Raw genomic sequence first — 26,105 nt, 5'->3', positions numbered from 1 at the left:
CGCGTCGACGCCCTCCTCCGCCTTGCAGCTGCACGCACCAGACCCCGCTCGGGTCGGCCGGTAAGGCACCGCTTCTTCCGCCGGCCTGATCCAGAAGACACCCCCTAGCGGCCCAGCGACAGCACCACGAGCGCGGCCGTCGCCGCCGTCTCCGCGAGGGCGCCGAAGACGTCCCCGGTGACACCGCCGAAGCGGCGGGTGCAGCGGCGCAGCAGGAGTTCCGCGGTGGCGAGGGACAGCAGGACCGCGGCCGCCGCGCGGAGGGCGCCGTACGGGCCCTGGGCCGTACCCCAGGCGGCCGAGACGATCGTGAAGGCTGCCGTGACGGCCAGCGCGCCCGGTACCGGCACCACGCCGGCGACCGCCGCCCCGAGACCCTCCGGACGGGCCGCGGGCACCCCGGTGCGCGCGGCCAGGGTGAGCGCGAGCCGCGCCGCGACCGCCGAGGTCACCGCCGCGGCGGCGCCCCGCACCCAGGAGTCGGCGTAGAGCTGCGCCAGCACGGCGACCTGGGCCAGCAGCACCAGGACGAGGGTCAGCACCCCGAACGGCCCGATGTCCGACTGCTTCATGATCCGCAGCGCGTCCTCCGCGGGCTTGCCGCTGCCGAGCCCGTCCGCCGTGTCCGCGAGCCCGTCGAGGTGCAGACCGCGGGTCAGCGCGGCCGGCACGGCGACGGAGGCGACGGCGGCGAGCAACGGGCCGGCACCCAGCAGGAGCAGCAGCAGCCCGAGCCCCGCCGCGCAGCAGCCGACGACCAGTCCGACGACCGGGGCGTTCAGCATGCCCTCGCGGGCGGCCTCCCTGTCCCACCGGTGCACCCGGACGGGCAGCACGGAGAGCGTGCCGAAGGCGAAGCGGAGGCCGTCGAGAGGGGAGGACTTGAGCACCGGCGCAGGTTACCGGGCCGTCGCCGGGCTCCCCACCGGGGCCGGGACTAAAGTGCGCACATGGGGCACTGGTGGGAGCGGAACATCCTGGAGCCGGGGAAGCTCCCGCTGCTGCTGGCCCTGGCCGCCTTCGTCGTCACCTTCCTCGTCACGCGGGTGATCGTCCGGCTGATCCGGGCCGGCAGGGGCCCCTTCGGCAACGTCGAGGCGGGCGGGCTGCACATCCATCACGTGGTCCCCGGGGTCGTCCTCACCGTCGCCGGCGGCTTCGGCGCCGTCGCCAGCGGGTCGTCGCAGGGCGCGGGCATGGCCATCTCCGCGGTCGTCTTCGGCATGGGGGTGGGGCTCGTCCTGGACGAGTTCGCGCTGATCCTGCACCTCGACGACGTCTACTGGACCGAGGAGGGCCGGCAGAGTGTCGAGGTCGTCGTGCTCACCGCCGCCCTCGTCGGCCTGCTGCTCGCCGGGTTCGCGCCGTTCGGCGTCAACGACCTGTCCGCGGAGGAACTCCAGGACCGGGGCACGGTCATCGCCAACATCGCGGGGAACTTCCTCCTCTCCCTGATCGCCCTGAGCAAGGGCAAGATGCGGGTCGCGATCTTCGGCGTGATCGTGCCGCTGGTCGCGCTGGTCGGTGCCGTCCGCCTGGCCCGCCCGGACTCGCCCTGGGCCCGTCGTTTCTACGGCCGCCGCCCCCGCGCCCGAGCCAGGGCGATCCTGCGCGCCTACCGCCACGACCGCCGCTGGGCCGGTCCCCGCCGCACCCTTCAGGACTGGATCGGCGGCAAGCCCGACCCGCGCCCGGTCCGCCTGCCCGACCGCCACTGACCGGGCCGCGGCAGCCGCCCGTACCGGTGCCGCACCGCCGCCACCAGGCACAGCGTCCCCACACCCATCAGCGCGGCCAGGTGCTCCTTGCCCGCCAGGTTCTCCTTGAGCAGCACCTCGACCACCATCGACAGCGTCACCGCGCCCGCCGTCGCATAGGCGCCGTACCGCCAGCTCACATAGACGGCGAGCCCCACCACGGCCGCCGACGGACCGGTGTCCACGACCTGCGCGTCCGTCCAGGGCAGACCGAACGGGGCATGGGCGCCGAGCGTGACGCCCACGCGCGCGTACAGCGTCCCGGCGAGCGTGGCCACGTACGCGATGGCCAGCGTCCGCCACCAGCCCAGACACACCTCGGCGATGCCGAACACGAACAGGATCTGCGCGAGCGCCCCCCACACGGGCAGGTCCAGCGCCGGGACGAACAGCGACAGGGGAGTGCGCAGCAGCGCCGGCCCCAGCGGGTCCTCCGCCCGTACGGCCCCCGTGTTCTGCACGATCTGGTAGCCCCACGGCCGGTTCTGCACGAACTGCAGCAGCGCGGTCAGGCACACCACCCCGAGCGTCATGGGGATCGCCCGCCAGCGGCGCTTGAGCAGGGGCTCGCGCACGGTGACGTACAGCAGCCCCCACTCGGCTCGGGCCCAGTGGGCGAGCGTCCTCATCAAACGTTCCTCATCGGTGCGTGTCCAGGTGCCTGCGGTGCAGGCCCCCCAGGAAGCCCTCCGCACGCGCCGACGCGAGGCCGATGCGCGGCAGGTCCGCGCTCTTCTCGAAGAGCAGGAACCGCGGCTCCCAGATGGGCCGGTACTTGGCGTTGGCGCGGTACAGCGACTCGATCTGCCACCAGCGGGAGAAGAAGCTGAGCAGCGACCGCCACAGCCTCAGCACCGGTCCGGCACCGAGGCGCGCCCCACGTTCGAAGACCGATCGGAACATGGCGAAGTTGAGTGAGACCTGGGTGATCTCGATCTCGTGGGCCCGGCGGAGCAGCTCGATGACCATGAACTCGATCAGCCCGTTGGCAGAACCATCGACGTCTCGGCCCCGCCGCATCAGGTCCAGCGACAGCCCGTGCGGCCCCCAGGGGACGAAGGAGAGCAGCGCGCGCAGCTTCCCGTCGGCGTCCGTGCACTCCAGCATCACGCACCGGCCGTCCTCGGGATCCCCGAGCCGCCCCAGCGCCATGCTGAACCCGCGCTCGGTCGCCCCGTCCCGCCAGTCGTCGGCGCGCTCCAGGAGGTACGCCATCTCGTCCGCCGGGATGTCCGCGTGCCGCCGGATGCGCACCCGGTACCCGGCCCGCTTCACCCGGTTGTACGCCTGGCGCACGGTGCGCATCGCGCGTCCCTCCAGCGTGAACTCGGCCACCTCCACGAGCGCTTCGTCACCGAGTTCCAGCGCGTCCAGGCCGTGCCGGGCGTAGACCGTCCCTGCTTCCTCGCTCGCCCCCATCACCGCCGGGATCCACCCGTGCGCCCGCGCCTCCACCAGCCAGGGCGCGATCGCCCCGGGCCACGCCTCCGGATCGCCCAGCGGATCCCCGGAGGCCAGGCTCACCCCGCCGACGACGCGGTAGGCGACGGCCGCCTTCCCGGTCGGCGACCACACCACGCTCTTCTCCCGGCGCAGCGCGAAGTAGCCGAGCGAGTCCCGCTCGCCGTGCCGCTCCAGCAGCGCCCGCAGCCGCTTCTCGTCGTCCTCGGTGAGCGGGTCGACGGCACGCCGGGAACGGAAGGCGGCGTAGAACACGGCGAGGACGAGCAGCGTGCTGAGCACGTTGATCGCCACGTTGGCCCAGTTGGGCGGTTCGATACCGGGGAAGCGGGACTCCTCGGCCGCCACCGACACCAGCCGCAGGGTGCCGTAGTGCCAGCGCTCCAGGAACGTCGAACGGGCCGCGTCCGGCGCCGTGTTGGTGACCGTGATCAGCAGCCCGGCGAGCAGCGAGGCGGCCAGCCCGCCGCCGACGGCGACGGTCGCGGCGAGCCGCGGGTTGGAGCGGTCACCCTTGGCGTAGAACTCCCGGCGTCCGACCAGCAGCGCGCCGACGAAGGCGGCCGTCAGCCCCAGGGAGACCCAGTTCTGCGCGTACCGCCGGATGTCCGGGAACGCCATGGCGAACGCGAACAGGGCCAGGAACGAGCCGCTCAGCACCAGGTTCAGGATCCACGCGGCCCGTTTGCGCCGGCGCATGGTGATCGCCAGGAACGCGGTGAACACGCCCGAGGCGAAGCCGGCCGTCAGCAGGTACGGCGTGAAGTAGTTCTCCTGGTTGTGCCGGCGCACGTCCTGGCCCAGTGTGACCCAGACCGCGCTGAGGAAGTTGATGAAGGCGACGGCCCGCAGGTACCAGACGGCGAAGGCGGCGCCCCGACGGGAGGCCCCGCCGGCCCGCCGCTCCGGCTCGGCATGCTGCTCCACGGCAATTCGGGCATCTCCCATGGGGGAGGATCATATGGGGGCCGCCCCGGCGAACCATTCTTTTCCGGATGCGGACTACTCCTTCTCCTCCGCCGCCTCCTTCTCGGGAAGCTCCGCGGCCAGCGCCGCCGCGGCCTGGACCAGCGGGAGCGACAGCAGCGCGCCCACGCCCTCGCCGACCTTCACGCCCTGCTCCAGCAGCGGCTCCAGCGCCATCCGGTCCAGCGCCTTCGCCTGGCCCGGCTCCCCGCTGTCGTGCCCGGCCAGCCACCAGTCCGGTGCCCGGAACGCCACCCGCTGGGCGACCAGCGCGCACGCGGCGGCCACCACACCGTCCAGGATCACCGGCAACTTCCGCACCGCGCACTGCAGCAGGAACCCGGTCATCGCGGCCAGATCGGCCCCGCCCACGGTCGCGAGCAGCTGCAACTGGTCCCCGAGCACCGGCCGCGCCCGCCGCAGCGCGTCCCGGATCGCCGCACACTTGCGCATCCACGCCAGGTCGTCGATGGCGAGCCCGCCCCGCCCGGTCACCACGGACGCGTCGGTCCCGCACAGCGCCGCGACCAGCACCGCGGCCGCCGTGGTCCCGCCGACGCTCACATCGCCGAGCACCACCAGGTCCGTGCCCGAGTCGGCCTCCTCGTCGGCGACCGCCACACCCGCCCGGAAGGCCGCCTCGGCCTCGTCAGCGGTCAGCGCGTCCTCGACGTCGATGCGACCGCTGCCGCGCCGCACCCGGTGCCGTACGACCTCCTCCGGGAAGGCCTCCGGCGGGCAGTCCAGAGCCATGTCCACGATCCGCACGGGCACGTCGAGCCGGCGCGCGAGCACCGACACCGGGGCGGCGCCCTCCAGCACCGCCCGCACCAGCTCCTCGGCACTGCCCGCGGGCCGTGCGGAGACGCCGAGTTCGGCGATGCCGTGATCGCCCGCGAAGAGAACCACCCGCGGCCGTTCGACCGGCCGTACCGGAACCGCGCCCTGTGCGGCGGCCAGCCACTCGCCCAGCTCGTCCAGGCGCCCGAGCGACCCGGGCGGCACGATCTGGCGCTCCCGGCGGGCCTCGGCGTCACGGCGCACGCCCCCGTCCGGGCGCTCGATCAGATCGGTGAAGTCGTCCAGATTAAGGCTGCTCATTCGCCGAACAGTACCGCCCGTGAACGAACACCTCCGCGCCACACCGCCACCCCATGGTCACGACGTCTTTGCACCCGGGAGGGGTATCCCATACGTTCCGGTTTGCAGCGGATTGTCGCACAGGGAGCCGCCCATGCAGCCCTCGCCCCCCACCCCTCAGGTCATCGAGCCGCGCGACCCCTTCCAGGAGCCGCGCCGCGAGGACTGCCCCTGGTGCGGCTCCCGTGGGCTGCGGACCCGGCTGCGCGCCCCCGACCCGCTGCGGCACCGGCCGGGCACGTTCGTCCTCGACGAGTGCGGCGACTGCGCGCACGTCTTCCAGAACCCCCGGCTCACGGCGGAGGGGTTCGCCTTCTACCACCGGGACGTCTACGAGACGCAACTGGAGGAGTTCGCCGAGCGCTTCCTCTCCGACCGTGCGGTCCGCCGCAGGCACCGCGCCGCCGCCTTCGCGCTGTCGGCGCTGCGCGAACCGGAGAGCTGGCTGGACGTGGGCACCGGGCACGCCGGCTTCCCGGAGGCGGCGAAGGAGTTCTTCCCGTACACCAGCTTCGACGGCCTGGACCCGACGGCCCGCGTGGAACAGGCCCTGATGGAGGGCCGGGTGGAGGAGGCCCACCGCGGCTGTCTGACCACCCCGGGGCTGGCGGCCCGCCTGCGCTCCCGCTACGACGTGGTCAGCATGTTCCACCACCTGGGACACGCCCCGGACCCACGCGCCGAACTACGCGCCGCGCTCACCGTGTTGCGCCCCGGCGGCCACCTCGTCGTCGAAGTCCCCGACCCGCACAGTGCGTTCGCCGGCCTCCTCGGCACGTGGTGGCTCCCCTACGGCCAGCCCCGCCATCTCCACCTGCCGCCCCTGCCCAACCTCCGAGCCGAACTGGAGTCCCAGGGCTGCACGATCCTCGTCACCGATCGCAGGGCACCCCACGTCCCCTACGACCTCTCGGCGGCCCTCTCCCTGACCCTGGCCCACCTCCACCCCCTCCTGAGGGCCATGGCCGCCCCGGCACTCGACGTGACCGCGATCCTGGACCACGTGCTGGCCCCCCTGGCCCCGCACCTCCGCCTCTCCAACGCATACCGCCTGGTGGCCCGCAAGGAAGCCGCGGCCGTCACCTGACGCTCACCCCCGCAGCACCACGGCCTGCCCCGCCACCACCAACAGCACCTGCTCGCACTCCGTCGCGAACGCCGAGTTCAGGCGCCCGAGTTCATCCCGGTACCGCCGCCCGGACGCGGTGGCCGGCACGATCCCCGACCCCACCTCGTTGGACACCGCCACCACGGTCCGGCGAGTGGCCCGCACCGCGTCCGTCAGCTCCCGCACCCGCTCGCGCAGCGCCTTCTCCCCGCCCCCGGCCCACTCCGCGTCGTCCCACGCCCCCACGGCGTCCATGGCGTCCGTCAGCCACAGCGAGAGACAGTCGATCAGCACCGGCGGCCCGTCCACACCCAGCAGCGGCACCAGATCGGTCGTCTCCGTCGTACGCCACGACCCCGGCCGCCGCTCCCGGTGCACGGCCACCCGCTCCGCCCACTCGGTGTCCCCGCCCCGCGTCCCGCCCGTCGCGACGTACAGCACCTCCGGGAAGGACTCCAGCCGCCGCTCGGCCTCCACGGACTTGCCCGAGCGCGCCCCGCCCAGCACCAGCGTCCGGCGCGGTACGTCCGGCACGTCCTCGTACACCCCGACCAGCAGCGTCGTACCGTCCGGCACCGCCCGCGCCCCGGCCGCCGCGAGCCGTCGCCGCAACTCCGCGCCCTGCGGCACGTCGTGGTCGAGATGGACGGCGACGACGTCCGTGGTCGGCCCCACCGAACCGACCGCCCGCAGCCGGGCCAGCGCGTCCGGGCGCCCCACGACATCGGCGAGGACCATCTGGTACGTCTCCGCCGGCGCCCCCTCAAGACCGGCCGGTGCCCCGCCCGGCGGCAGGTACAGCAGCCGCTGCCCGTCCGGCCCGGTCACCGCGTACCCGGTGCCGCCCGCGTCCATCGCCACGGCCCGCACCCGATGCCCCGTCAGCAGCGCCAACTCCCGCCCGTCCGGCACCCGCCCGGGCTGCGGCAGCCCGGCCGGCACCTCCACCGCCGGACCGTCGTGCGGATGCGACAGCAGCACCTGCCGTACCCCGCCCAGCGAATGCCCCGACCGCGCGGCCGTGAAGGCCACCCCGGGCGTCAGGTCGAGGAGCAGCGTCCCGTCCACGAGCAGCGCGGTGGCCGCCCGCGCGTCCGGCCCGAGCGCCGTCGCACAGACGGCACAGGGACAGTCGGGGCGGGGCAGTCCCGCGGGGGCACCGGTACCGAGCAGAGTCACTTCCACGAGACCGATTTTCACCTGTCGCAGCAGGTGCCGCTCATCTGCAGCACCCTAAGGGGCGCGGGGAACTGCGCGCCCAGCCCCCACCGGCCTGCACTTGTCTGGACTACCGCAGGTGATCTAACGGCCAACCCAGCGGAGCGAATACGCTTCGGGGGCAGGAGTTGGATCAAAGGGAGGCCCACATGACGGCATGGACGTGGCGGTTCGAGCAGGCCGACGGGACGGAGGTCCAGCCCGCGGTGCAGCCGGAGGAGTTCACCACGCAGGGGGATGCCGAGTCCTGGATCGGCGAGCACTGGAAGGCGCTGAAGGAGGGCGGCGCGGACCAGGTGCGGCTGTTCGAGGAGACCACCGAGATCTACGGCCCGATGAGCCTGCACGCCGACGCGTCGTAACCCGATCGGGGGTGAGGAGGGGCCGCCCTCCTCACACCTCGCCCAGCCTCGCTCAGCCCCGTACCCCGCACAGATGCAGCAGCGCCGCGATCCCCCGGTACGGATCCGTCCGCCCGGCCCGCTCCTCGGCGGCCAGCAGTGTCTCCAGGTCGTCCGGGATCCGCGCGTCGTCCGCCGCCGTGTCGGTGAAGACCCGTACGCCGTACCAGGCGTGCAGCGGGGCGCCGATGCCGGCGAGCGTGGCGGTGAGCGCCGAGAGGCGGTCCGCCCGCACCTCAAGGCCGAGGCGGTTGCGATAGGCGGTGGTGTCGAAGGCGGCCAGCGCGCCCGCCCAGTCCCCGGACAGGCCCGGCCGCACGGCGAGCGCGTCGCCGTTGCGCACCAGCAGGGACAGCAGCCCGCCCGGCGCGAGCATCCGGGCCAGACCCGCCACCAGCGGGTCGGGCTCCTCGACGTACATCAGGACCCCGTGGCACAGCACCACGTCGAAGCTGCCCGGCAGGAAGTGCACGCCGGTGTCCCGGCCGTCCCCCTGCACCAGCCGGACCCGCTCGCGGATGCCGTCCGGCTCACCGGCGAGCGCCTCGCGCGCGGCCGCGATCATCGTCGCGTCCTGCTCGACTCCGGTCACCTGGTGGCCGAGCCGGGCCAGCCGCAGCGCCTGGGTGCCCTGGCCCATCCCCACGTCGAGCACCCGCAGCCGCTGCCCGACCGGGAACCGCCCGGCTATCTGCTCGTCGAGCTGCCGGGCCACCAGCTCCTGTCGTACGACATCACGCAGCCCGCCCAGCTTGTTCAGCCAGGCGTCGGCCGCGCCCCCGGTGAAAGCCTCTGCGCTCAGGGCCGCTCTCCGCGCTTGACCTGCGGCTTCGGCAGCCGGAGCCGGCGCATCTGGAGGGAGCGCATCAGGGCGTAGGCGACGGCGCCCCGGCGGTTCTGGTCGGGGAAGCGCTCGGCCAGCCGCTTCTTCAGCCGGAAGCCGCTGACGGCCGCGTCGAGCACGATCAGCACGATCACGATCAGCCACAGCAGCAGCGCGATGTTCTGGATCGCCGGCACCCGCACCACGCTGAGCACCAGGATGACCACGGCCAGCGGCAGGAAGAACTCCGCCACGTTGAACCGTGAGTCGACCCAGTCGCGCGCGAACCTGCGCACCGGGCCCTTGTCCCGGGCGGGCAGATAACGCTCGTCGCCACCGGCGAGCGCCTGGCGCTGCCGTTCGAGCGCCTGCCGGCGCTCCTCGCGCTGACGCTTGGCGGCGTCCTTGCGCGTCGTCGGCGTGTTGGCGACGCTGCGGCGCTGGGACTGGGCCTCACTGCGCTTGGGCGTGGGCCTGCCCTTCGGGGCCTGCGGGTCACGGGGCTGCTTGGAGTCGGTCACCTGCGCCTTGTCGGCGAGGGCCTTCTCTTCCTTGGCACGGCTACGGAACACAAAACCCAAGGGTACGGGCTTCCCCGGCATGGACCCCAGTCGACCGGGGAACGATCCGGCAACACCGGACGTCTGTAGGGGGACAGAGGGGACGTTGCAGACGCTTCATCCGGCCGTCACCGAAGGGTCCGAAGGAGCCCATCCGGAGGTCCACCTACTCCTCACGCCGGAGCGGTACCGTCCGCAGTCGTTCTTGGGGATGAGCGCATCACTCCCCGAACAGTGCGGTAATGGAGTCAGGGCCCGTACTGTGGGTTCTGTCGCAGGATCTGTGAGCTGGAGTCCGTCAGAAGGGGGCGCGCGAAGCCCATGAGCGGTGTCATGAAGCGTATGGGGATGATCTTCCGCGCGAAGGCGAACAAAGCCCTTGACCGGGCCGAGGACCCGCGCGAGACCCTCGATTACTCGTACCAGAAGCAGCTGGAGCTGCTGCAGAAGGTGCGCCGCGGCGTAGCCGACGTGGCGACCTCCCGCAAGCGCCTGGAACTGCAGCTCAACCAGTTGCAGCAGCAGTCCTCCAAGCTGGAGGACCAGGGCCGCAAGGCGCTCGCGCTCGGCCGCGAGGACCTGGCCCGGGAGGCGCTCTCCCGGCGTGCCGCCCTCCAGCAGCAGGTCACGGACCTCGAGACGCAGCACGCGACCCTCCAGGGCGAGGAGGAGAAGCTCACCCTGGCGGCCCAGCGCCTGCAGGCCAAGGTGGACGCCTTCCGTACGAAGAAGGAGACCATCAAGGCCACCTACACCGCCGCCCAGGCCCAGACCCGCATCGGCGAGGCCTTCACCGGCATCTCCGAGGAGATGGGCGACGTCGGCCTGGCCATCCAGCGCGCCGAGGACAAGACCGCCCAGCTCCAGGCCCGGGCCGGCGCCATCGACGAGCTGCTCGCCTCCGGCGCCCTGGACGACCCCACCGGCATGGCCAAGGACGACCTCCAGGCCGAGCTGGACCGGATCTCCGGTGGTACGGATGTAGAGCTGGAACTGCAGCGCATGAAGGCGGAGCTGGCCGGAGGCTCGCCGCAGCAGGCGATCGAGGGCGGCACCGGCCAGGGGCAGTCCCAGCAGCAGCCGCAGGACACCCCGCGCTTCGACAAGCAGTAGCCGGGGGCCGGGACCCCGAGCCGAGGAGGCCGACGTGATCGTACGGATCATGGGGGAGGGCCAGGTCAAGCTGGACGACGCCCACCTCACCGAGCTGAACAAGCTGGACGACGACCTGCTGGCCGAGATGGAGAGCGGCGACGACGCGGGCTTCCGCCGCACGCTCACCGCTCTCCTCGACGCCGTCCGCCGCCTCGGCACCCCGCTGCCGGACGATTCCCTGGAACCCTCGGAGCTGATCCTTCCGTCCTCCGACTCGACACTCGCGGAGGTCCGGGAGCTGCTGAGCGACGACGGACTGATCCCGGGCTGACCCTGGCCCGGGTCAGCGGCGGCGCCGTCGTCGGTGATCAGCGCCCCGGCAGCGGGCGTCTCACTGCTGACCCGTGCCGCAATGCCCCGTACTGTGCACTGGGTGAGCACTCTCGAACGCGCCCGGTGCAGTCTGACGGCGCACCCCCTCGCGCTGGACGCGGCGATCGCGGCGGGCGTGCTGATGTGCATGGTCGCCGGTTCCTTCGTGGACCCCCGCGGGGGGAACGGCGCCACCTGGGGCGTCCACAGCCCTGCCCCGCTCAGCCTGCTCCTGATGACCCTCAGCGCCGCCGCGCTCGTCTTCCGCCGCCGCGCGCCCAAGACGGTCCTCGCCGTCACCGGCACCCTCTCCGTCATCGAGTGCGTCACCGGCGACCCGCGCACCCCGGTCGCGATGTCCGCCGTGGTCGCCCTCTACACCGTCGCCTCGGCCACCGACCGCACCACCACCTGGCGCGTCGGCCTGCTCACCATGACCGTGCTGACCGCCGCCGCCATGCTCGGCGGCCCCCTGCCCTGGTACGCGCAGGAGAACCTGGGCGTGCTCGCCTGGACCGGCATCGGCGCCACCGCCGGGGACGCGGTGCGCAGCCGCCGCGCGGTCGTCCAGGCCATGCGGGAGCGCGCCGAGCGGGCCGAGCGCACCCGCGAGGAGGAGGCCCGCCGCCGGGTCGCCGAGGAGCGGCTGCGGATCGCCCGCGATCTGCACGACGTCGTCGCCCACCACATCGCGCTGGTCAACGTGCAGGCCGGTGTCGCCTCCCACGTCATGGACAAGCGGCCCGACCAGGCCAAGGAGGCCCTCGCTCATGTCCGCGAGGCCAGCCGCTCCGCTCTGGGCGAATTGCGCGCCACCGTCGGCCTGCTCCGCCAGTCCGGCGACCCCGAGGCCCCCACCGAGCCCGCACCCGGCCTCAGCCGTCTCGAAGACCTCGCCGGCACCTTCCGCAGCGCCGGACTCCCCGTCGAGGTGGCCCGCACCGACCACGGCACCGAGCTTCCGGCCGCCGTCGACCTGGCCGCCTACCGGATCGTCCAGGAGGCCCTGACCAACGTGCAGAAGCACGCGGGCACCGACGCCACGGCCGAGGTCAGCGTCGTACGCGTCGGACCGAACATCGAGGTCACCGTCCTGGACGACGGCTCGGGCGCGAGCGCCGAACCCGGGACGGGCGGCGGGCACGGGCTGCTCGGCATGCGCGAGCGGGTCACCGCCCTGCGCGGCACCCTCACCACCGGACCCCGCTACGGCGGCGGTTTCCGCGTCCATGCGATCCTGCCGGTCAAGACCCGTACGACGGCACCGGGAGAGCCCGCATGACGATCCGTGTCCTGCTCGCCGACGACCAGGCACTGCTGCGCAGCGCGTTCCGGGTGCTGGTCGACTCCGAGCCCGACATGGAGGTCGTCGGGGAGGCCTCCGACGGCGCCGAGGCGGTCCGGCTGGCCAAGGAGCACGGCGCCGACGTCGTCCTCATGGACATCCGGATGCCCGGCACCGACGGCCTCGCCGCCACCCGCCTGATCAGCGCCGACCCGTCGCTGGCCCACGTCCGCGTGGTCATCCTGACCACCTTCGAGGTCGACGACTACGTGGTCCAGTCCCTGCGCGCCGGGGCCTCCGGCTTCCTCGGCAAGGGCAGCGAGCCCGAGGAGCTGCTGAACGCCATCCGCCTCGCCGCGGGCGGCGAGGCGCTGCTGTCCCCGGCCGCCACCAAGGGCCTGATCGCCCGCTTCCTCGCCCAGGGCGACGGCGACGAGGGCCGCGACCCCGCCCGCTCGGAGCGCCTCGACGCGCTCACCGGCCGGGAGCGGGAGGTGCTCGTGCAGGTCGCCGGCGGCCACTCCAACGACGAGATCGCCGAACGCCTCGAAGTCAGCCCGCTGACGGTGAAGACGCACGTCAACCGGGCCATGGCCAAGCTGGGCGCCCGGGACAGGGCCCAGCTCGTCGTCATCGCCTACGAGTCGGGACTGGTACGTCCGAGGATGGACTGATCTCCACCCGCGCGTACTGCGCGCGGAGTAGGGCCCGGATAAGGAACGGGACCTGGGGCCTACGGATTCGCCCTCGGGCATGGCTCAGGGTGTTGGGGTGGGCGCTCACATGCGCGCCCCGCAGCAGCTTCTGCCGCTCACTGAAGAGAGACCCTGACCCATGTCCTGGCTGTCGAGATTCAGCCTCGCGCAACGGGCCCTGATCGGCCTGATGTCGCTCATCGCGCTCGTCTTCGGGCTGATCGCGATACCCCAGATCAAGCAGCAACTGCTGCCCACCATCGAACTTCCCATGGTGTCGGTCATCGCGCCGTACCAGGGCGCCGCACCGGACGTCGTCGAGAAGCAGATCGTCGAGCCCATCGAGGACAACCTCCAGGGCGTCGACGGCATCACCGGTGTCACCTCCACCGCCGGCGAGGGCAACGCCGTGATCATGGCGTCCTTCGACTACGGCAACGACACCAAGCGGCTCGTCTCCGACGTCCAGCAGGCCGTCAACCGGGCCCGGGCCCAGCTGCCGGACGACGTCGACCCGCAGGTCGTCGCCGGCTCCACGGACGACATGCCGACCGTGGTGCTCGCCGTCACCTCGGGCAAGGACCAGCAGGCCCTCGCCGACCAGCTCGACAAGACGGTCGTACCGGCCCTGAAGGACATCGACGGCGTCGGCCGCGTCCAGGTCACCGGCGTCCGCGACCTCCAGGTCGCCGTCACCCCGAACGACGCCAAGCTCGCGCGGGCGGGCCTCACCTCCGCCGCGCTCGGCCAGGCCCTGCAGGCGGGCGGCGCGACCGTCCCGGCCGGCTCCTTCGACGAGGACGGCGCCAACCGCACCGTCCAGGTCGGCGGCGGCTTCACCTCGCTGCAGCAGATCAAGGACCTGATGGTCACCGGTGAGGGCGGCCGGGGGCCCGTACGCCTCGGTGACGTGGCCACCGTGAAGCAGCAGCCGGCCCCGGCCGACTCCATCACCCGCACCGACGGCCGGCCCAGCCTCGCCGTCAACGTGACCATGGACCACGACGGCAGCGCGGTCTCCATCTCGAACGCGGTCGAGGACCAGCTGCCCGGCCTGCGCAAGGACCTCGGTTCCGGCGCCGAGCTCACGGTCGTCAGCGACCAGGGCCCGGCCGTGTCCAAGTCCATCAAGGGCCTGACCACGGAGGGCGCGCTCGGCCTGCTCTTCGCGGTCCTGGTCATCCTGGTCTTCCTGGCCTCGATCCGCTCCACGCTGGTCACGGCGGTGTCCATCCCGCTGTCGGTCGTCCTCGCCCTGATCGTGCTGTGGACCCGCGACCTGTCGCTCAACATGCTCACCCTGGGCGCGCTGACCATCGCCATCGGCCGGGTCGTCGACGACTCGATCGTGGTCCTGGAGAACATCAAGCGGCACCTCGGCTACGGCGAGGAGCGCAAGGAAGCGATCCTGGGCGCGGTGCGCGAGGTGGCCGGCGCGGTCACCTCCTCCACCCTCACCACGGTCGCCGTGTTCCTGCCGATCGGCCTGGTCGGCGGCATGGTGGGCGCCCTGTTCGGCTCGTTCAGCATCACGGTGACGGCGGCCCTGCTGGCCTCCCTCCTCGTCTCGCTGACGGTCGTACCCGTCCTGTCGTACTGGTTCCTGCGCGCCCCCAAGGGCACCCCCGAGGACGCCGAGGAGGCCCGCCGCCGGGCCGAGGAGAAGGAGGCGAAGAGCCGCCTCCAGCGCCTCTACGTCCCCGTCCTGCGCTTCGCCACCCGCCGCCGCCTCACCAGCGTGCTGATCGCGGTGGTCGTCCTGTTCCTCACGTTCGGCATGTCCGGACTGCTGAAGACCAACTTCTTCGACCAGGGCGACCAGGAAGTCCTCACCGTCAAGCAGGAGCTGAAGCCCGGCACCAGCCTCGCGGCCACGGACGCGCAGGCCAGGAAGGTCGAGAAGCTGCTCGCCTCCACCGACGGCGTCAAGGACTACCAGGTCACCATCGGATCCTCCGGCTTCATGGCGGCCTTCGGCGGCGGCACCGACACCAACCAGGCGTCGTACCAGGTCATGCTGAAGGACTCGGCGTCCTACGACGATGTGCAGAAGCGCCTGGAGGACGGGCTGAAGAAGCTCGACGGCGTCGGCACGACCACCGTGTCCGCCGGTGACGGCTTCGGCAACCAGGACCTCAAGGTCGTCGTGAAGGCGTCGGACGCGCAGGTGCTCAGCGAGGCCTCCGACCGGGTGCGCTCCACCGTGGCCGGCCTCGACCACGTCACCGACGTCACCAGCGACCTCTCGCAGAGCGTGCCGCGGATCTCGGTCAAGGCCAATTCCAAGGCGGCCGCGGCCGGGTTCGACGACCAGAAGCTGGGCGCCGCGGTCGCGCAGGCCGTGCGCGGTACGACGGCGGCGAAGGCGATCCTCGACGACACCGAGCGCGACGTCGTCGTGAAGTCGGCCGAGCCCGCCACCACCCTGGCCCAGCTGAAGGCGCTGCGCCTCGGCCCGGTGAAGCTCGGTGACATCGCCACCGTCAAGCTGGTCGACGGACCCGTGTCCATGACCCGCATCGACGGCCAGCGCGCCGCCACCATCACGGCCCGGCCGACCGGGGACAACACGGGCGCGGTCAGCACCCAGCTCCAGTCGAAGATCAAGGCCCTGAAGCTCCCGGCGGGTGCCGAGGCGGAGATCGGCGGTGTGTCCTCGGACCAGGACGACGCGTTCAAGAACCTGGGCCTGGCCATGCTGGCGGCCATCGCGATCGTCTTCATGCTGCTGGTGGCGACGTTCCGCTCGCTGGCCCAGCCGCTGATCCTGCTGGTCTCGATCCCGTTCGCGGCGACGGGTGCCATCGGCCTCCTCGTGGCCACCGGCACTCCGATGGGCGTGCCGGCGATGATCGGCATGCTGATGCTGATCGGCATCGTGGTGACCAACGCGATCGTGCTGATCGACCTGATCAACCAGTACCGCAGGCAGGGCCACGGCGTCGTCGAGGCCGTGATCGAGGGTGGCCGTCACCGGCTCCGCCCGATCCTCATGACGGCCCTGGCGACGATCTTCGCCCTGCTCCCGATGGCCCTCGGGGTCACCGGCGAGGGCGGCTTCATCGCCCAGCCGCTGGCGGTGGTCGTGATCGGCGGCCTGATCTCGTCCACGCTGCTCACCCTGCTGCTCGTCCCGACGCTCTACGCGATGCTGGAGCTGCGCAAGGAGCGCCGCGCGAAGAAGCGGGCGGCGAAGCGGCAGAACCGCGAGTCCGAGGTGCTGGAACCGGCCGGCGTCTGAACACCGCCGGCTCCCGGACACCACTGAGGCCCGGCCCCCCTTCCCGGGAGCCGGGCCTCAGCCCTGTCGTGGAGAGCCCTACGGCAGGGCCAGCATCCGCTCCAGCGCCAGCTTGGCGAATGCCTCCGTCTCCTGGTCGACCTCGATGCGGTTGACCAGGTTGCCCTCGGCCAGGGACTCCAGGGCCCAGACCAGGTGCGGCAGGTCGATGCGGTTCATGGTCGAGCAGAAGCAGACCGTCTTGTCGAGGAAGACGATCTCCTTGCCCTCGGGAGCGAAACGGTTCGCCAGGCGGCGGACCAGGTTCAGCTCGGTGCCGATGGCCCACTTGGAGCCGGCGGGAGCGGCCTCCAGGGCCTTGATGATGTACTCCGTCGAGCCGACGTAGTCCGCCGCGGCCACGACCTCGTGCTTGCACTCGGGGTGGACCAGGACGTTCACGCCCGGGATGCGCTCGCGCACGTCGTTGACCGAGTCCAGGCTGAAGCGGCCGTGGACCGAGCAGTGGCCGCGCCACAGGATCATCTTCGCGGCCCGCAGCTCGTCGGCCGTCAGGCCGCCGTTCGGCTTGTGCGGGTTGTAGACCACGCAGTCGTCCAGGGTCATGCCCATGTCCCGCACCGCGGTGTTGCGGCCGAGGTGCTGGTCGGGCAGGAACAGGACCTTCTCACCCTGCTCGAAGGCCCAGTCCAGGGCGCGCTTGGCGTTCGACGAGGTGCAGATGGTGCCGCCGTGCTTGCCGGTGAACGCCTTGATGTCGGCCGAGGAGTTCATGTACGAGACCGGCACGACCTGCTCGGCGATGCCCGCCTCGGTCAGCACGTCCCAGCACTCGGCGACCTGCTCGGCCGTGGCCATGTCGGCCATCGAGCAGCCGGCGGCCAGGTCCGGCAGGACGACCTTCTGGTCGTCGGACGTCAGGATGTCCGCCGACTCGGCCATGAAGTGCACACCGCAGAAGACGATGTACTCGGCCTCCGGGCGCGCGGCCGCGTCCCGGGCCAGCTTGAAGGAGTCGCCCGTGACGTCGGCGAACTGGATGACCTCGTCGCGCTGGTAGTGGTGGCCGAGCACGAAGACCTTGTCGCCGAGCTTCTCCTTGGCCGCGCGGGCGCGCTCGACCAGGTCGGGGTCGGACGGCGAGGGCAGGTCGCCGGGACACTCGACGCCCCGCTCGCTCTTCGGGTCGGCCTCTCGGCCGAGAAGCAGGAGGGCGAGCGGGGACGGCTGTACGTCGAGCTCCGGGGTCTGGGCGGTGGTCACGTCACGCACCCTTTCTACTTTTCGTCTAACTGACGCTATCTATCATAACTGGTTCACGTCACTTTGACGACGGCCATAGCGTCGATGTGACGTGAATCCCGCCCGGGTCCCTCAGGTCCCTCTTCGGGCTGCTGTCCGCCCTCTCGGGCATGTGCGAGCATGAAGTCGGAAGGAAAAACGCGACCACGCGAACGCCCGGCCCGGAATGAATCCGCGGAAACGCCGGTTGCACTGGTCGGCAAGCAGTCTCCGTACAACCCGGGAGAGATGTAGATGTCCGTATCGGACGAGACCACCACCGTCAGCGACGGCATCATCCTGACCGACGCGGCCGCGTCCAAGGTCAAGGCCCTGCTCGACCAGGAAGGCCGTGACGACCTCGCCCTGCGCGTCGCCGTCCAGCCCGGCGGCTGCTCCGGCCTGCGCTACCAGCTCTTCTTCGACGAGCGCTCGCTCGACGGCGACGTGGAGAAGGACTTCGGCGGGGTCAAGGTCGTCACCGACCGCATGAGCGCTCCCTACCTGGGCGGCGCCACCGTCGACTTCGTGGACACGATCGAGAAGCAGGGCTTCACGATCGACAACCCGAACGCGACCGGCTCCTGCGCCTGCGGCGACTCCTTCAGCTAAGCCGCGTCCGCAGCCTGACGGCTGAGCCGGTCACAGCCTGACGACGAAGGCGGCGACCCCCTCCGAGGGGCCGCCGCCTTCGTGTGTCCAGGGGGTGCTAGCGGGCCTGCGGCCGCAGCGCTCCGGCCTTCGCCTTCGGGATCTGCGCCCCGTCCGGGCCGACCACCTTCCGGCCGTCCAGCGGCGCGTCCAGCCGTACGGTCTTCACGTACATCCTGGCCATTGCGACGCAGACCTTGTCCGGCCAGACCTTCTCGGTCACCGTGACCGTCACCCGGCCCGCGCTCTCCTTCGCCGACGCCTTGTAGTCGGCGCACACCCCGCCCGAGAAGCTCACGGTCAGCTCGCGGCCGTCGGCGGTGTAGCCGTCGACCTTCACGTCATGCGTCTTCGGCGCCGAGGACGGCGAGGTCGGCGAGGTCGGCTCCGGGGCCGGTGCCGAGGCCGACGGCGAGGTCAGGTACTTCGGGTCCAGCGCCGGATACGTGACCGTGAAGGCGCCCCGCGCCGCCGTACCCCGGACCTCGAACAGCCAGGACGGCACCAGCGTCTGCCGCCCGGCGACCGAGTGCGCGGCCAGCCCGAACACCGCCTTCTCGACGGTGACCTTGGGCCCCCGGGACGCCGTCGCGGACGTGCCGCACGGCTGCTCCAGCCGGTTCTTCAGCGGGACGGGACTCGCGCAGCCGCCGATGCCCATCCGGTGCCCGTGCTTCTGCGCGGAGTTCATCAGCGCCAGCGTCTTCTCCGCGCCGAGCACGGGGTACGTGTCCCCCTTGGCGGGCGCCACCAGCAGCCCGTGGCCCCCGACGACGTCACCCTGCTTGTCGACGATCAGGCCGGTCGTCCAGCCGTACGTGGGCAGCCCGCCCACCACCGGATCGGCGTTGACCACCCGCTGGGCGCCCATGATCTGGCTCGCGTCGACCTTCGCGTCGTCCTGCCCCAGCGCCTTCAGCACCGGCGCCGCCGCCTTCTCGGCGACCGCCACGCTCACCGGCTCGCCCGCCGGAGCGCCCGGGTCCTGCGCGCACACGGTGACCTTCCGGCAGTTGTCCGTGCCGGGCGCGTACCGGCTGAAGGTCCAGCTGCCCGGGGCGTCCTTGGTCACCTGGAGCGTCGGCCCGGAGCCGTCCTTGCCGCCGACCCGCCAGCTCGGCCCCTCGGGCACCGGCGTGCCGTCGATCCCGAGGGCCTTGGCCAGCCGGGCCACGTCGTCCTTGCCGACCTCGCCCTTCGGCGCGTACACCGGCGCCGAACCCGGACCGTCGGCCAGCTTCCCCGCGGCCACGTACGTCGCCCCGTACGGATCGGGCTCACCCGGCGCGATGTCGCCCGTACCGCCCTGCGCCCAGCCGTCCAGGACGAGGGGCGGGGGAGTGCCGCCACCGCCGGACCCGCCGGCGCCCGTACGGCCGTCCGAACCATGGTTCGCGGCGAGGATCGCACCCCCGCCCCCGACCAGCAGGACGGCCGCCGCGACCGAGACGACGACCAGGGGAGAGCGCCGCCGCCCGGGCCGCTCGCCGGCGCCGGCATCACCCACCTCGCTGACCTCGCTGACCTCGCCGACCTCATCGGTCTCCGAGGCCTGGGGTGCCTTCGAGGCCTGGGGTTCCTTCGGGACCGGGGAGTCCTTCGAGGCCGCCGAAGCCCCGGGCTCCTCGGCGTTCTCGACGTTCTCGGCATTCTCGGTCGCGTCGGAGACCGCGGAGACCTCGGGCTCCTCCGAATTCTCAGGCCGCTCGGTGTTCACCGCATCGCTCCTCGCTGGATCGTGTCCCACGCCCCCGGCACGGGGGACGGCGATGGGACGAGCGAGGGGGGCGTGCGGTTCCCGCAGTACGCCCCGGGCGTCAGTCGCCGTAGTCCGACATGGCGTCCAGCAGCCGGGCCGACTTCTTCGGCACGGTCACCCCATGGATCAGCGACGGTGGCACCGGGCGGGAGTCGGCGTGCGTGGGAACCGTCCAGTGCGGGGCCATCCGGGCGCAGTCCCCGCGCAGCGAGGCGAGGTCGTCCTCGAGATCGGCCGGAGCGGAGAAGTGGACCTTGAGGTTCGTCATGATGGCACCGTATGCATGCCGAGCCTCGCGAAGAAAGATCTACTATCGGGTAGTTTTGCCAGCTTCAGCGGCTGCCCATGAGCGGGTAGCGTGAACTGTCAATCCAGCCTCCCGCAGGAGAATGCCTGTCGTGCGCATTGCAGTCACCGGCTCCATCGCCACCGACCACCTCATGACCTTCCCCGGCCGCTTCGCCGACCAGTTCGTCGCGGACCAGCTGCACACGGTCTCGCTCTCCTTCCTGGTCGACAACCTGGACGTGCGACGGGGCGGCGTCGGCGCGAACATCGCCTTCGGCATGGGTCAGCTCGGGACCAAGCCCATCCTCGTCGGGGCCGCCGGCTTCGACTTCGACCAGTACCGAGCCTGGCTGGACCGCCATGGCGTGGACACCGACTCGGTCCGCATCTCCGAGACCCTGCACACCGCCCGCTTCGTGTGCACCACCGACGCAGACCACAACCAGATCGGCTCCTTCTACACCGGCGCGATGAGCGAGGCCCGCCTCATCGAGCTGAAGACGGTCGCCGACCGCGTCGGCAGCCTCGACCTGGTCCTGATCGGCGCCGACGACCCGGAGGCGATGCTCCGCCACACGGAGGAGTGCCGCTCCCGGAGCATCCCCTTCGCCGCCGACTTCTCCCAGCAGATCGCCCGTATGGAGGGCGAGGAGATCCGGATACTGCTGGACGGGGCGACCTACCTCTTCTCCAACGAGTACGAGAAGGGGCTCATCGAGTCCAAGACCGGCTGGAGCGACGCCGAGATCCTGTCCAAGGTCGGCCACCGCGTCACCACGCTCGGCTCGCGGGGCGTGCGCATCGAGCGGGCCGGCGAGGACCCGATCGAGGTGGGCTGCGCGGAGGAGGAGCGCAAGGCCGACCCCACGGGTGTCGGCGACGCCTTCCGCGCCGGCTTCCTCTCCGGCCTGGCCTGGGGTGTCTCCCTGGAGCGCGCGGCGCAGGTCGGCTGCATGCTGGCGACTCTCGTCATCGAGACGGTGGGGACGCAGGAGTACCAGCTGCGCCGGGGGCACTTCATGGACCGGTTCACCAAGGCGTACGGGGACGAGGCTGCCGAGGAAGTCCGGGCTCACCTGGGCTGACGGCTGCCTTTCCGAGGGGGGCCCGGCCCCCCTCGGCCCTCTTCAGCTCAGCCGGCGGACCACATAGGCCGAGCCCTTCTCGGCCGGCTCCTCGCCCACGTACTCCTGCCCCCGCATCTCGCACCACGCGGGAATGTCCAGCCGGGCCGCCTCGTCGTCCGAGAGAACGCGCACCGTGCCGCCCACCGGCACGTCCCCGAACACCTTGGCCAGCTCGATGACCGGGATCGGGCACCGCTTGCCGAGCGAGTCGACGACCAGTTCCTGAGCCCGGACCACGGTCACGGCCGCCGGAGCGGGCGCCCCCAGCTTCTCCCGCACCCCGGCCACGGTTCCCGGCAGCACCGCCAGGAACCGCTCCACGTCCTCCTCGGCCACCCCGGACGGCAGCGACACCCGCACGTTGCCCTCGCTCAGCACCCCCATCGCCTTCAGCACATGGCTGGGCGTCAGCGTGCTGCTCGTGCAGGACGAGCCGGACGAGACGGAGAAACCCTCCCGGTCCAACTCGTGCAGCAGGGCCTCTCCGTCGACGTAGAGACAGGAGAAGGTGACGATCCCCGGCAGCCGCCGTTCCGGATGGCCGACCACCTCGACATCCGGCACCAGCTGCGGCACCCGCAGCCGGATCCGCTCCGTCAGCTCCCGCAGTCGTACCGCTTCCTGGTCCGCCTCCGCCCGTACCGCACGCAGGGAGGCCACGGCCGCGACGATGGCCGGGAGGTTCTCGAACCCGGCGGCGCGACCCGACTCGCGCTCGTCCACGGGAGCTTGCGGCGCGAACCGCACCCCCTTCTTCACGACGAGCAGCCCCACCCCCGAGGGCCCGCCCCACTTGTGGGCGCTCGCCGCCAGCAGCGACCAGTCACCTTCGACCGGCCCCCACCCCAGCGACTGGGCGGCGTCCACGAGCAGCGGCACCCCCGCCGCCCGGCACACCTCGGCCACCTCGGCCACCGGCTGTACGGTCCCGACCTCATGGTTGGCCGACTGCAGACAGGCCAGTGCGGTGTCCTGCCGCAGCGCGGCCGCGAAGTCCGACGGCGCGACGGCGCCCGCCCGATCGACGGCCACCGTGCTCACCGAGCCGCCCTCCGCCTCAAACGCCTCAGCCGAATGGAGTACCGAGGAGTGTTCGACGGCGGACACGATCAGGTGGCGTCCCACCCGACGCCGCCCGGCCAACGCCCCCGCGACACCGGTGTGTACGGCCCGCGTCCCGGACGGCGTGAACACCACCTCGTCCGCCCGGCACCCCACCGCCTCGGCCGCCGCCTCCCGAGCCGCGTCGAGCAACATCCGCGCCCTGCGCCCCTCCCGATACAACCGAGCAGGATCGGCCCACCCCTCATCCAAAGAGGCCAACAACGCCTGACGAGCTACGGGATGAAGGGGAGCGGCGGAAGCAGCGTCAAAGTAGGACACCCCTCAACGTTAAAACTTTCCCGGGGACAGCCAACCTGAAGGGGCGCGGGACGTGTCCATATGCGGCTCCGCCGGGGGCGCGATCAGCCACAAACTGCCCGCACCCGCCAAATCAGCGAACCACCCGAGCTACTAGGCACCCCTCCCCGCGAACCCTCGGAGAGCGTCGGCTAGGGTTTGGTCCGCATAAACATCCAAACCCCTGCCCGACGCAGGGCGGCGACCGACCAGCGAGAAGGCCGCAGCCGAACCGCGCGGGCGAGACTCTCGGGAAGGCGCTACGTGAGTCCCAACGGCTCCGACCGCTCGCCGCGGCGCCCGATGCGGCGGAAGCTGCTGCAGGCACTGACCGCGGGCCTGGTCCTGGCGACCGCAACCGGTTGCACATACAAGGACTTCCCCCGCCTTGGCATGCCCACCCCGGTCACGGAAGAGGCTCCGCGGATCCTCTCCCTGTGGCAGGGCTCCTGGGCGGCCGCGCTGGCCACCGGTGTGCTGGTGTGGGGCCTGATCCTGTGGAGTGCTTTCTTCCACCGGCGCAGCCGCACCAAGGTCGAGGTACCTCCGCAGACTCGGTACAACATGCCGATCGAGGCCCTGTACACGGTGGTCCCGATCATCATCATCTCGGTGCTCTTCTACTTCACGGCCCGGGACGAGACGAAGCTCCTCAGCCTCGACAAGAAGCCCGACGTCACGGTCAACGTGGTCGGCTTCCAGTGGAGCTGGGGCTTCAACTACATCGCGGACGTACCCGGTTCCCCCGGCGACGCCAAGACGTCCAAGGAACTGCTCGCCATTCCGGACCGGTTCCGCAAGGAGTTCCCGGCGAACGCCGGCGGTGTCTACGACGTCGGTACGCCGGGCACGAAGAACCCTCAGACCGGTAACCCCGGCCCGACCCTCTGGCTTCCCGAGGGCAAGACGGTCCGCTTCATCCTCACCTCGCGTGACGTCATCCACTCCTTCTGGGTGGTGCCGTTCCTGATGAAGCAGGACGTGATCCCGGGCCACACCAACGCCTTCCAGGTTGTTCCCAACCATCAGGGCACTTTCCTGGGCAAGTGCGCCGAGCTCTGCGGCGTCGACCACTCCCGGATGCTGTTCAACGTGAAGGTCGTCTCCCCCGAGCGCTACGAGCAGCACCTCAAGGACCTCGCCAAGAAGGGGCAGACCGGTTACGTTCCCGCCGGCATCGCGCAGACGCCGCACGAGAAGAACCGGGAGACGAACAACCTGTGAGCATCCTCAACGAACCCCAGGGTGCCGCGGCAGCTGAGGACTCGTACGAGAACGAGCTGCCGGTCAGGCGCAAGCAGCCCGGCAATGTCGTGGTGAAGTGGCTGACGACCACCGACCACAAGACCATTGGAACGCTGTATCTGACGACGTCGTTCGCGTTCTTCCTCATCGGTGGCGTCATGGCGCTGCTCATGCGCGCCGAGCTGGCCCGTCCGGGCCTGCAGTTCATGTCGAACGAGCAGTTCAACCAGGCGTTCACGATGCACGGCACGATCATGCTGCTGATGTTCGCGACGCCGCTGTTCGCCGGTTTCACGAACTGGATCATGCCGCTGCAGATCGGTGCGCCGGACGTGGCGTTTCCGCGGCTGAACATGTTCGCCTACTGGCTGTACCTGTTCGGCTCGACCATCGCGGTGGGCGGCTTCATCACCCCGCAGGGTGCGGCCGACTTCGGCTGGTTCGCCTACTCCCCGCTGTCGGACGCGGTCCGCTCGCCGGGCATCGGCGCCGACATGTGGATCATGGGCCTGGCCTTCTCCGGCTTCGGCACCATCCTCGGCGCGGTCAACTTCATCACCACGATCATCTGCATGCGTGCACCGGGCATGACCATGTTCCGCATGCCGATCTTCGTGTGGAACGTGCTGCTGACCGCCGTCCTGGTCCTGCTCGCCTTCCCGGTCCTGGCCGCCGCGCTGTTCGCCCTGGAGGCGGACCGTAAATTCGGCGCCCACGTGTTCGACGCGGCAAACGGCGGAGCCCTGCTCTGGCAGCACCTCTTCTGGTTCTTCGGCCATCCGGAGGTGTACATCATCGCGCTGCCGTTCTTCGGCATCATCTCCGAGGTCATCCCGGTCTTCTCCCGCAAGCCGATGTTCGGCTACATGGGTCTGATCGCGGCCACCATCGCGATCGCCGGTCTGTCCGTGACGGTGTGGGCGCACCACATGTACGTCACCGGCGGTGTGCTGCTGCCGTTCTTCTCCTTCATGACCTTCCTGATCGCCGTCCCGACCGGTGTGAAGTTCTTCAACTGGATCGGCACCATGTGGAAGGGCTCGCTGTCCTTCGAGACGCCGATGCTGTGGGCGACCGGCTTCCTGATCACCTTCACGTTCGGTGGTCTGACCGGTGTCATCCTGGCCTCGCCCCCGATGGACTTCCACGTCTCCGACTCGTACTTCGTGGTGGCCCACTTCCACTACGTGGTCTTCGGTACGGTCGTCTTCGCGATGTTCTCCGGCTTCCACTTCTGGTGGCCGAAGATGACGGGCAAGATGCTGGACGAGCGGCTCGGCAAGATCACCTTCTGGACGCTGTTCATCGGCTTCCACGGCACCTTCCTGGTCCAGCACTGGCTGGGCGCCGAGGGCATGCCGCGCCGTTACGCCGACTACCTGGCGGCCGACGGCTTCACCACCCTGAACACGATCTCGACCATCAGCTCGTTCCTGCTGGGCCTGTCGATCCTGCCGTTCCTCTACAACGTGTGGAAGACGGCCAAGTACGGCAAGCCGGTCGGCGTGGACGACCCGTGGGGCTACGGCCGTTCGCTCGAGTGGGCGACCTCCTGCCCGCCGCCGCGGCACAACTTCCTCACCCTGCCGCGGATCCGCAGCGAATCCCCGGCGTTCGACCTGCACCACCCCGAGATCGCCGCCCTCGAGCAGCTTGAGTACGCCGGTCACGGCAGCGCCATCGCGGGCAGCAAGGAGGCCGGCAAGTGAAGATCCAGGGTCGGATGTTCATCTGGCTGAGCTTCTTCATCCTGATCATGGCCGTCGTGTACGGCGTGTGGTCGAAGGAGCCGGCCGGTACCACGGCGCTCTTCCTGTCCTTCGGCCTGCTCATCATGGCCGGCTTCTACCTGGGCTTCACCGCCCGGCGGGTCGACGCGGGTGCGCAGGACGACAAGGAGGCGGACGTCGCGGACGACGCGGGCGAGCTGGGCTTCTTCAGCCCGCACAGCTGGCAGCCGCTCTCCCTCGCCTTCGGTGGCGCGCTGGCCTTCCTCGGTGTCGCGGTCGGCTGGTGGCTGCTGTACTTCGGCGCACCGTTCATCCTGGTCGGCCTGTTCGGCTGGGTGTTCGAGTACTACCACGGTGAGAACCGCACCCAGTAGCACGCAGTAGCGCACCGGGAGCCCGGACACTCCGTCAGGAGGGTCCGGGCTCCTGCTTTTGCCGCAGTCTGTCCCTCGTACGAGGTACGTGGCGCGCAAATGGTGCTTTTATCTCATAGCGTGATCA

At 71.1% G+C, this 26,105-nt stretch carries 24 protein-coding genes; 13 read left to right on the top strand and 11 right to left on the bottom strand.

The genetic code is table 11. From position 1 onward, the window contains the following. Positions 1-104 precede the first annotated feature (104 nt). Positions 105-890, bottom strand: a complete 786-nt coding sequence (locus tag ACFYZZ_RS33215; protein WP_389183922.1) for an adenosylcobinamide-GDP ribazoletransferase — start codon at positions 888-890, stop codon at positions 105-107. A 60-nt stretch (positions 891-950) separates the two neighbouring features. Here ACFYZZ_RS33215 and ACFYZZ_RS33210 point away from each other — a divergent pair, with 60 nt between their 5' ends. Beyond that, positions 951-1,718, top strand: a complete 768-nt coding sequence (locus ACFYZZ_RS33210) for a hypothetical protein (RefSeq protein ID WP_389183920.1) — start codon at positions 951-953, stop codon at positions 1,716-1,718. Here ACFYZZ_RS33210 and ACFYZZ_RS33205 read toward each other — a convergent pair. Genes ACFYZZ_RS33205 through cobT form a run of 3 tightly spaced genes read right to left on the bottom strand, consistent with a single transcriptional unit; the run spans position 1,658 to position 5,285 of the window. Further along, the gene (locus ACFYZZ_RS33205) at positions 1,658-2,386 is read right to left on the bottom strand and encodes a hypothetical protein (protein WP_389183917.1); all 729 of its coding nucleotides are present in this window, start codon (positions 2,384-2,386) and stop codon (positions 1,658-1,660) included. The genes ACFYZZ_RS33210 and ACFYZZ_RS33205 overlap by 61 nt on opposite strands. A gap of 10 nt (positions 2,387-2,396) precedes the next feature. Continuing rightward, a complete protein-coding gene (locus tag ACFYZZ_RS33200; protein WP_389183914.1) occupies positions 2,397-4,166 on the bottom strand; it encodes a phosphatidylglycerol lysyltransferase domain-containing protein in 1,770 nt (589 codons plus the stop codon). A 54-nt stretch (positions 4,167-4,220) separates the two neighbouring features. Further along, the gene (gene cobT, locus ACFYZZ_RS33195; protein ID WP_389183911.1) at positions 4,221-5,285 is read right to left on the bottom strand and encodes a nicotinate-nucleotide--dimethylbenzimidazole phosphoribosyltransferase; all 1,065 of its coding nucleotides are present in this window, start codon (positions 5,283-5,285) and stop codon (positions 4,221-4,223) included. Positions 5,286-5,418: 133 nt separating this feature from the next. On the opposite strand from cobT, the gene ACFYZZ_RS33190 reads away from it, so the two are divergent. Beyond that, positions 5,419-6,411, top strand: coding sequence for a class I SAM-dependent methyltransferase (locus ACFYZZ_RS33190; protein WP_389183908.1), 993 nt, complete (start codon positions 5,419-5,421; stop codon positions 6,409-6,411). 3 nt (positions 6,412-6,414) lie between these two features. Here ACFYZZ_RS33190 and ACFYZZ_RS33185 read toward each other — a convergent pair whose 3' ends face one another. Continuing rightward, a complete protein-coding gene (locus tag ACFYZZ_RS33185; protein ID WP_389183906.1) occupies positions 6,415-7,617 on the bottom strand; it encodes a bifunctional adenosylcobinamide kinase/adenosylcobinamide-phosphate guanylyltransferase in 1,203 nt (400 codons plus the stop codon). A gap of 182 nt (positions 7,618-7,799) precedes the next feature. Here ACFYZZ_RS33185 and ACFYZZ_RS33180 point away from each other — a divergent pair, with 182 nt between their 5' ends. Further along, the gene (locus ACFYZZ_RS33180; protein WP_386574368.1) at positions 7,800-8,012 is read left to right on the top strand and encodes a hypothetical protein; all 213 of its coding nucleotides are present in this window, start codon (positions 7,800-7,802) and stop codon (positions 8,010-8,012) included. A gap of 52 nt (positions 8,013-8,064) precedes the next feature. Here ACFYZZ_RS33180 and ACFYZZ_RS33175 read toward each other — a convergent pair whose 3' ends face one another. Both ACFYZZ_RS33175 and ACFYZZ_RS33170 read right to left on the bottom strand, forming a co-directional pair. Further along, positions 8,065-8,766, bottom strand: coding sequence for a class I SAM-dependent methyltransferase (locus ACFYZZ_RS33175; protein WP_389183903.1), 702 nt, complete (start codon positions 8,764-8,766; stop codon positions 8,065-8,067). 83 nt (positions 8,767-8,849) lie between these two features. Further along, positions 8,850-9,476, bottom strand: a complete 627-nt coding sequence (locus ACFYZZ_RS33170; protein WP_389183900.1) for a DUF3043 domain-containing protein — start codon at positions 9,474-9,476, stop codon at positions 8,850-8,852. Positions 9,477-9,755: 279 nt separating this feature from the next. On the opposite strand from ACFYZZ_RS33170, the gene ACFYZZ_RS33165 reads away from it, so the two are divergent. The 5 genes from ACFYZZ_RS33165 to ACFYZZ_RS33145 all read left to right on the top strand — a co-directional run bounded on the left by ACFYZZ_RS33165 (position 9,756) and on the right by ACFYZZ_RS33145 (position 16,122). Further along, complete coding sequence (locus ACFYZZ_RS33165; RefSeq protein ID WP_386574365.1) at positions 9,756-10,547, top strand: PspA/IM30 family protein; 792 nt, start codon at positions 9,756-9,758, stop codon at positions 10,545-10,547. 34 nt (positions 10,548-10,581) lie between these two features. Beyond that, the gene (locus tag ACFYZZ_RS33160) at positions 10,582-10,860 is read left to right on the top strand and encodes a hypothetical protein (RefSeq protein ID WP_389183897.1); all 279 of its coding nucleotides are present in this window, start codon (positions 10,582-10,584) and stop codon (positions 10,858-10,860) included. Positions 10,861-10,962: 102 nt separating this feature from the next. Then, positions 10,963-12,183: a sensor histidine kinase gene (locus ACFYZZ_RS33155; protein WP_389183894.1), complete on the top strand. Its 1,221-nt coding sequence runs from the start codon at positions 10,963-10,965 to the stop codon at positions 12,181-12,183. After that, entirely contained in the window at positions 12,180-12,860 is a 681-nt protein-coding gene (locus ACFYZZ_RS33150; RefSeq protein WP_389183891.1) for a response regulator, read from the top strand. Before ACFYZZ_RS33155 ends, ACFYZZ_RS33150 begins: the two co-directional genes overlap by 4 nt. Positions 12,861-13,020: 160 nt before the next feature. Next, positions 13,021-16,122, top strand: coding sequence for an efflux RND transporter permease subunit (locus ACFYZZ_RS33145; protein WP_389183888.1), 3,102 nt, complete (start codon positions 13,021-13,023; stop codon positions 16,120-16,122). A gap of 78 nt (positions 16,123-16,200) precedes the next feature. Here ACFYZZ_RS33145 and nadA read toward each other — a convergent pair whose 3' ends face one another. After that, positions 16,201-17,385 carry a quinolinate synthase NadA gene (gene nadA / locus ACFYZZ_RS33140; protein ID WP_389183885.1) on the bottom strand — a complete coding sequence of 395 codons (1,185 nt, stop codon included), beginning with the start codon at positions 17,383-17,385 and terminating at the stop codon, positions 16,201-16,203. Between the two features lie 273 nt (positions 17,386-17,658). On the opposite strand from nadA, the gene ACFYZZ_RS33135 reads away from it, so the two are divergent. Next, positions 17,659-18,015 (top strand): HesB/IscA family protein, encoded by a 357-nt coding sequence (locus ACFYZZ_RS33135; RefSeq protein WP_386574359.1) that lies wholly within the window; start codon positions 17,659-17,661, stop codon positions 18,013-18,015. A gap of 97 nt (positions 18,016-18,112) precedes the next feature. Here ACFYZZ_RS33135 and ACFYZZ_RS33130 read toward each other — a convergent pair whose 3' ends face one another. Both ACFYZZ_RS33130 and ACFYZZ_RS33125 read right to left on the bottom strand, forming a co-directional pair. After that, the gene (locus tag ACFYZZ_RS33130; protein ID WP_389183882.1) at positions 18,113-19,771 is read right to left on the bottom strand and encodes a hypothetical protein; all 1,659 of its coding nucleotides are present in this window, start codon (positions 19,769-19,771) and stop codon (positions 18,113-18,115) included. A gap of 100 nt (positions 19,772-19,871) precedes the next feature. Then, on the bottom strand, positions 19,872-20,081 hold the full coding sequence (locus ACFYZZ_RS33125) for a hypothetical protein (protein ID WP_389183879.1): 210 nt from the start codon (positions 20,079-20,081) through the stop codon (positions 19,872-19,874). A gap of 130 nt (positions 20,082-20,211) precedes the next feature. On the opposite strand from ACFYZZ_RS33125, the gene ACFYZZ_RS33120 reads away from it, so the two are divergent. Beyond that, positions 20,212-21,186, top strand: coding sequence for a carbohydrate kinase family protein (locus ACFYZZ_RS33120; RefSeq protein ID WP_389183876.1), 975 nt, complete (start codon positions 20,212-20,214; stop codon positions 21,184-21,186). Positions 21,187-21,228: 42 nt separating this feature from the next. Here the strand turns inward: ACFYZZ_RS33120 and ACFYZZ_RS33115 are convergent, their stop codons facing one another. Beyond that, positions 21,229-22,611 (bottom strand): cysteine desulfurase/sulfurtransferase TusA family protein, encoded by a 1,383-nt coding sequence (locus ACFYZZ_RS33115; protein WP_389183873.1) that lies wholly within the window; start codon positions 22,609-22,611, stop codon positions 21,229-21,231. Between the two features lie 282 nt (positions 22,612-22,893). On the opposite strand from ACFYZZ_RS33115, the gene coxB reads away from it, so the two are divergent. The 3 genes from coxB to ACFYZZ_RS33100 are packed head-to-tail and all read left to right on the top strand — an operon-like array spanning position 22,894 to position 25,978. Further along, positions 22,894-23,853 carry a cytochrome c oxidase subunit II gene (gene coxB, locus ACFYZZ_RS33110; protein WP_386574352.1) on the top strand — a complete coding sequence of 320 codons (960 nt, stop codon included), beginning with the start codon at positions 22,894-22,896 and terminating at the stop codon, positions 23,851-23,853. Then, the gene (gene ctaD / locus ACFYZZ_RS33105) at positions 23,850-25,583 is read left to right on the top strand and encodes a cytochrome c oxidase subunit I (RefSeq protein WP_389183869.1); all 1,734 of its coding nucleotides are present in this window, start codon (positions 23,850-23,852) and stop codon (positions 25,581-25,583) included. The genes coxB and ctaD overlap by 4 nt, the downstream gene beginning before the upstream one ends. After that, the gene (locus tag ACFYZZ_RS33100; RefSeq protein WP_389183866.1) at positions 25,580-25,978 is read left to right on the top strand and encodes a cytochrome c oxidase subunit 4; all 399 of its coding nucleotides are present in this window, start codon (positions 25,580-25,582) and stop codon (positions 25,976-25,978) included. Before ctaD ends, ACFYZZ_RS33100 begins: the two co-directional genes overlap by 4 nt. Positions 25,979-26,105 lie beyond the last annotated feature (127 nt).

It is taken from the genome of Streptomyces sp. NPDC001816, assembly GCF_042892235.1.
In the GTDB taxonomy this organism is placed as follows: Bacteria; Actinomycetota; Actinomycetes; order Streptomycetales; family Streptomycetaceae; genus Streptomyces.
Note: the sequence above shows the minus strand (reverse complement) of the source record. Positions and strands in the feature narration are given on the sequence as shown.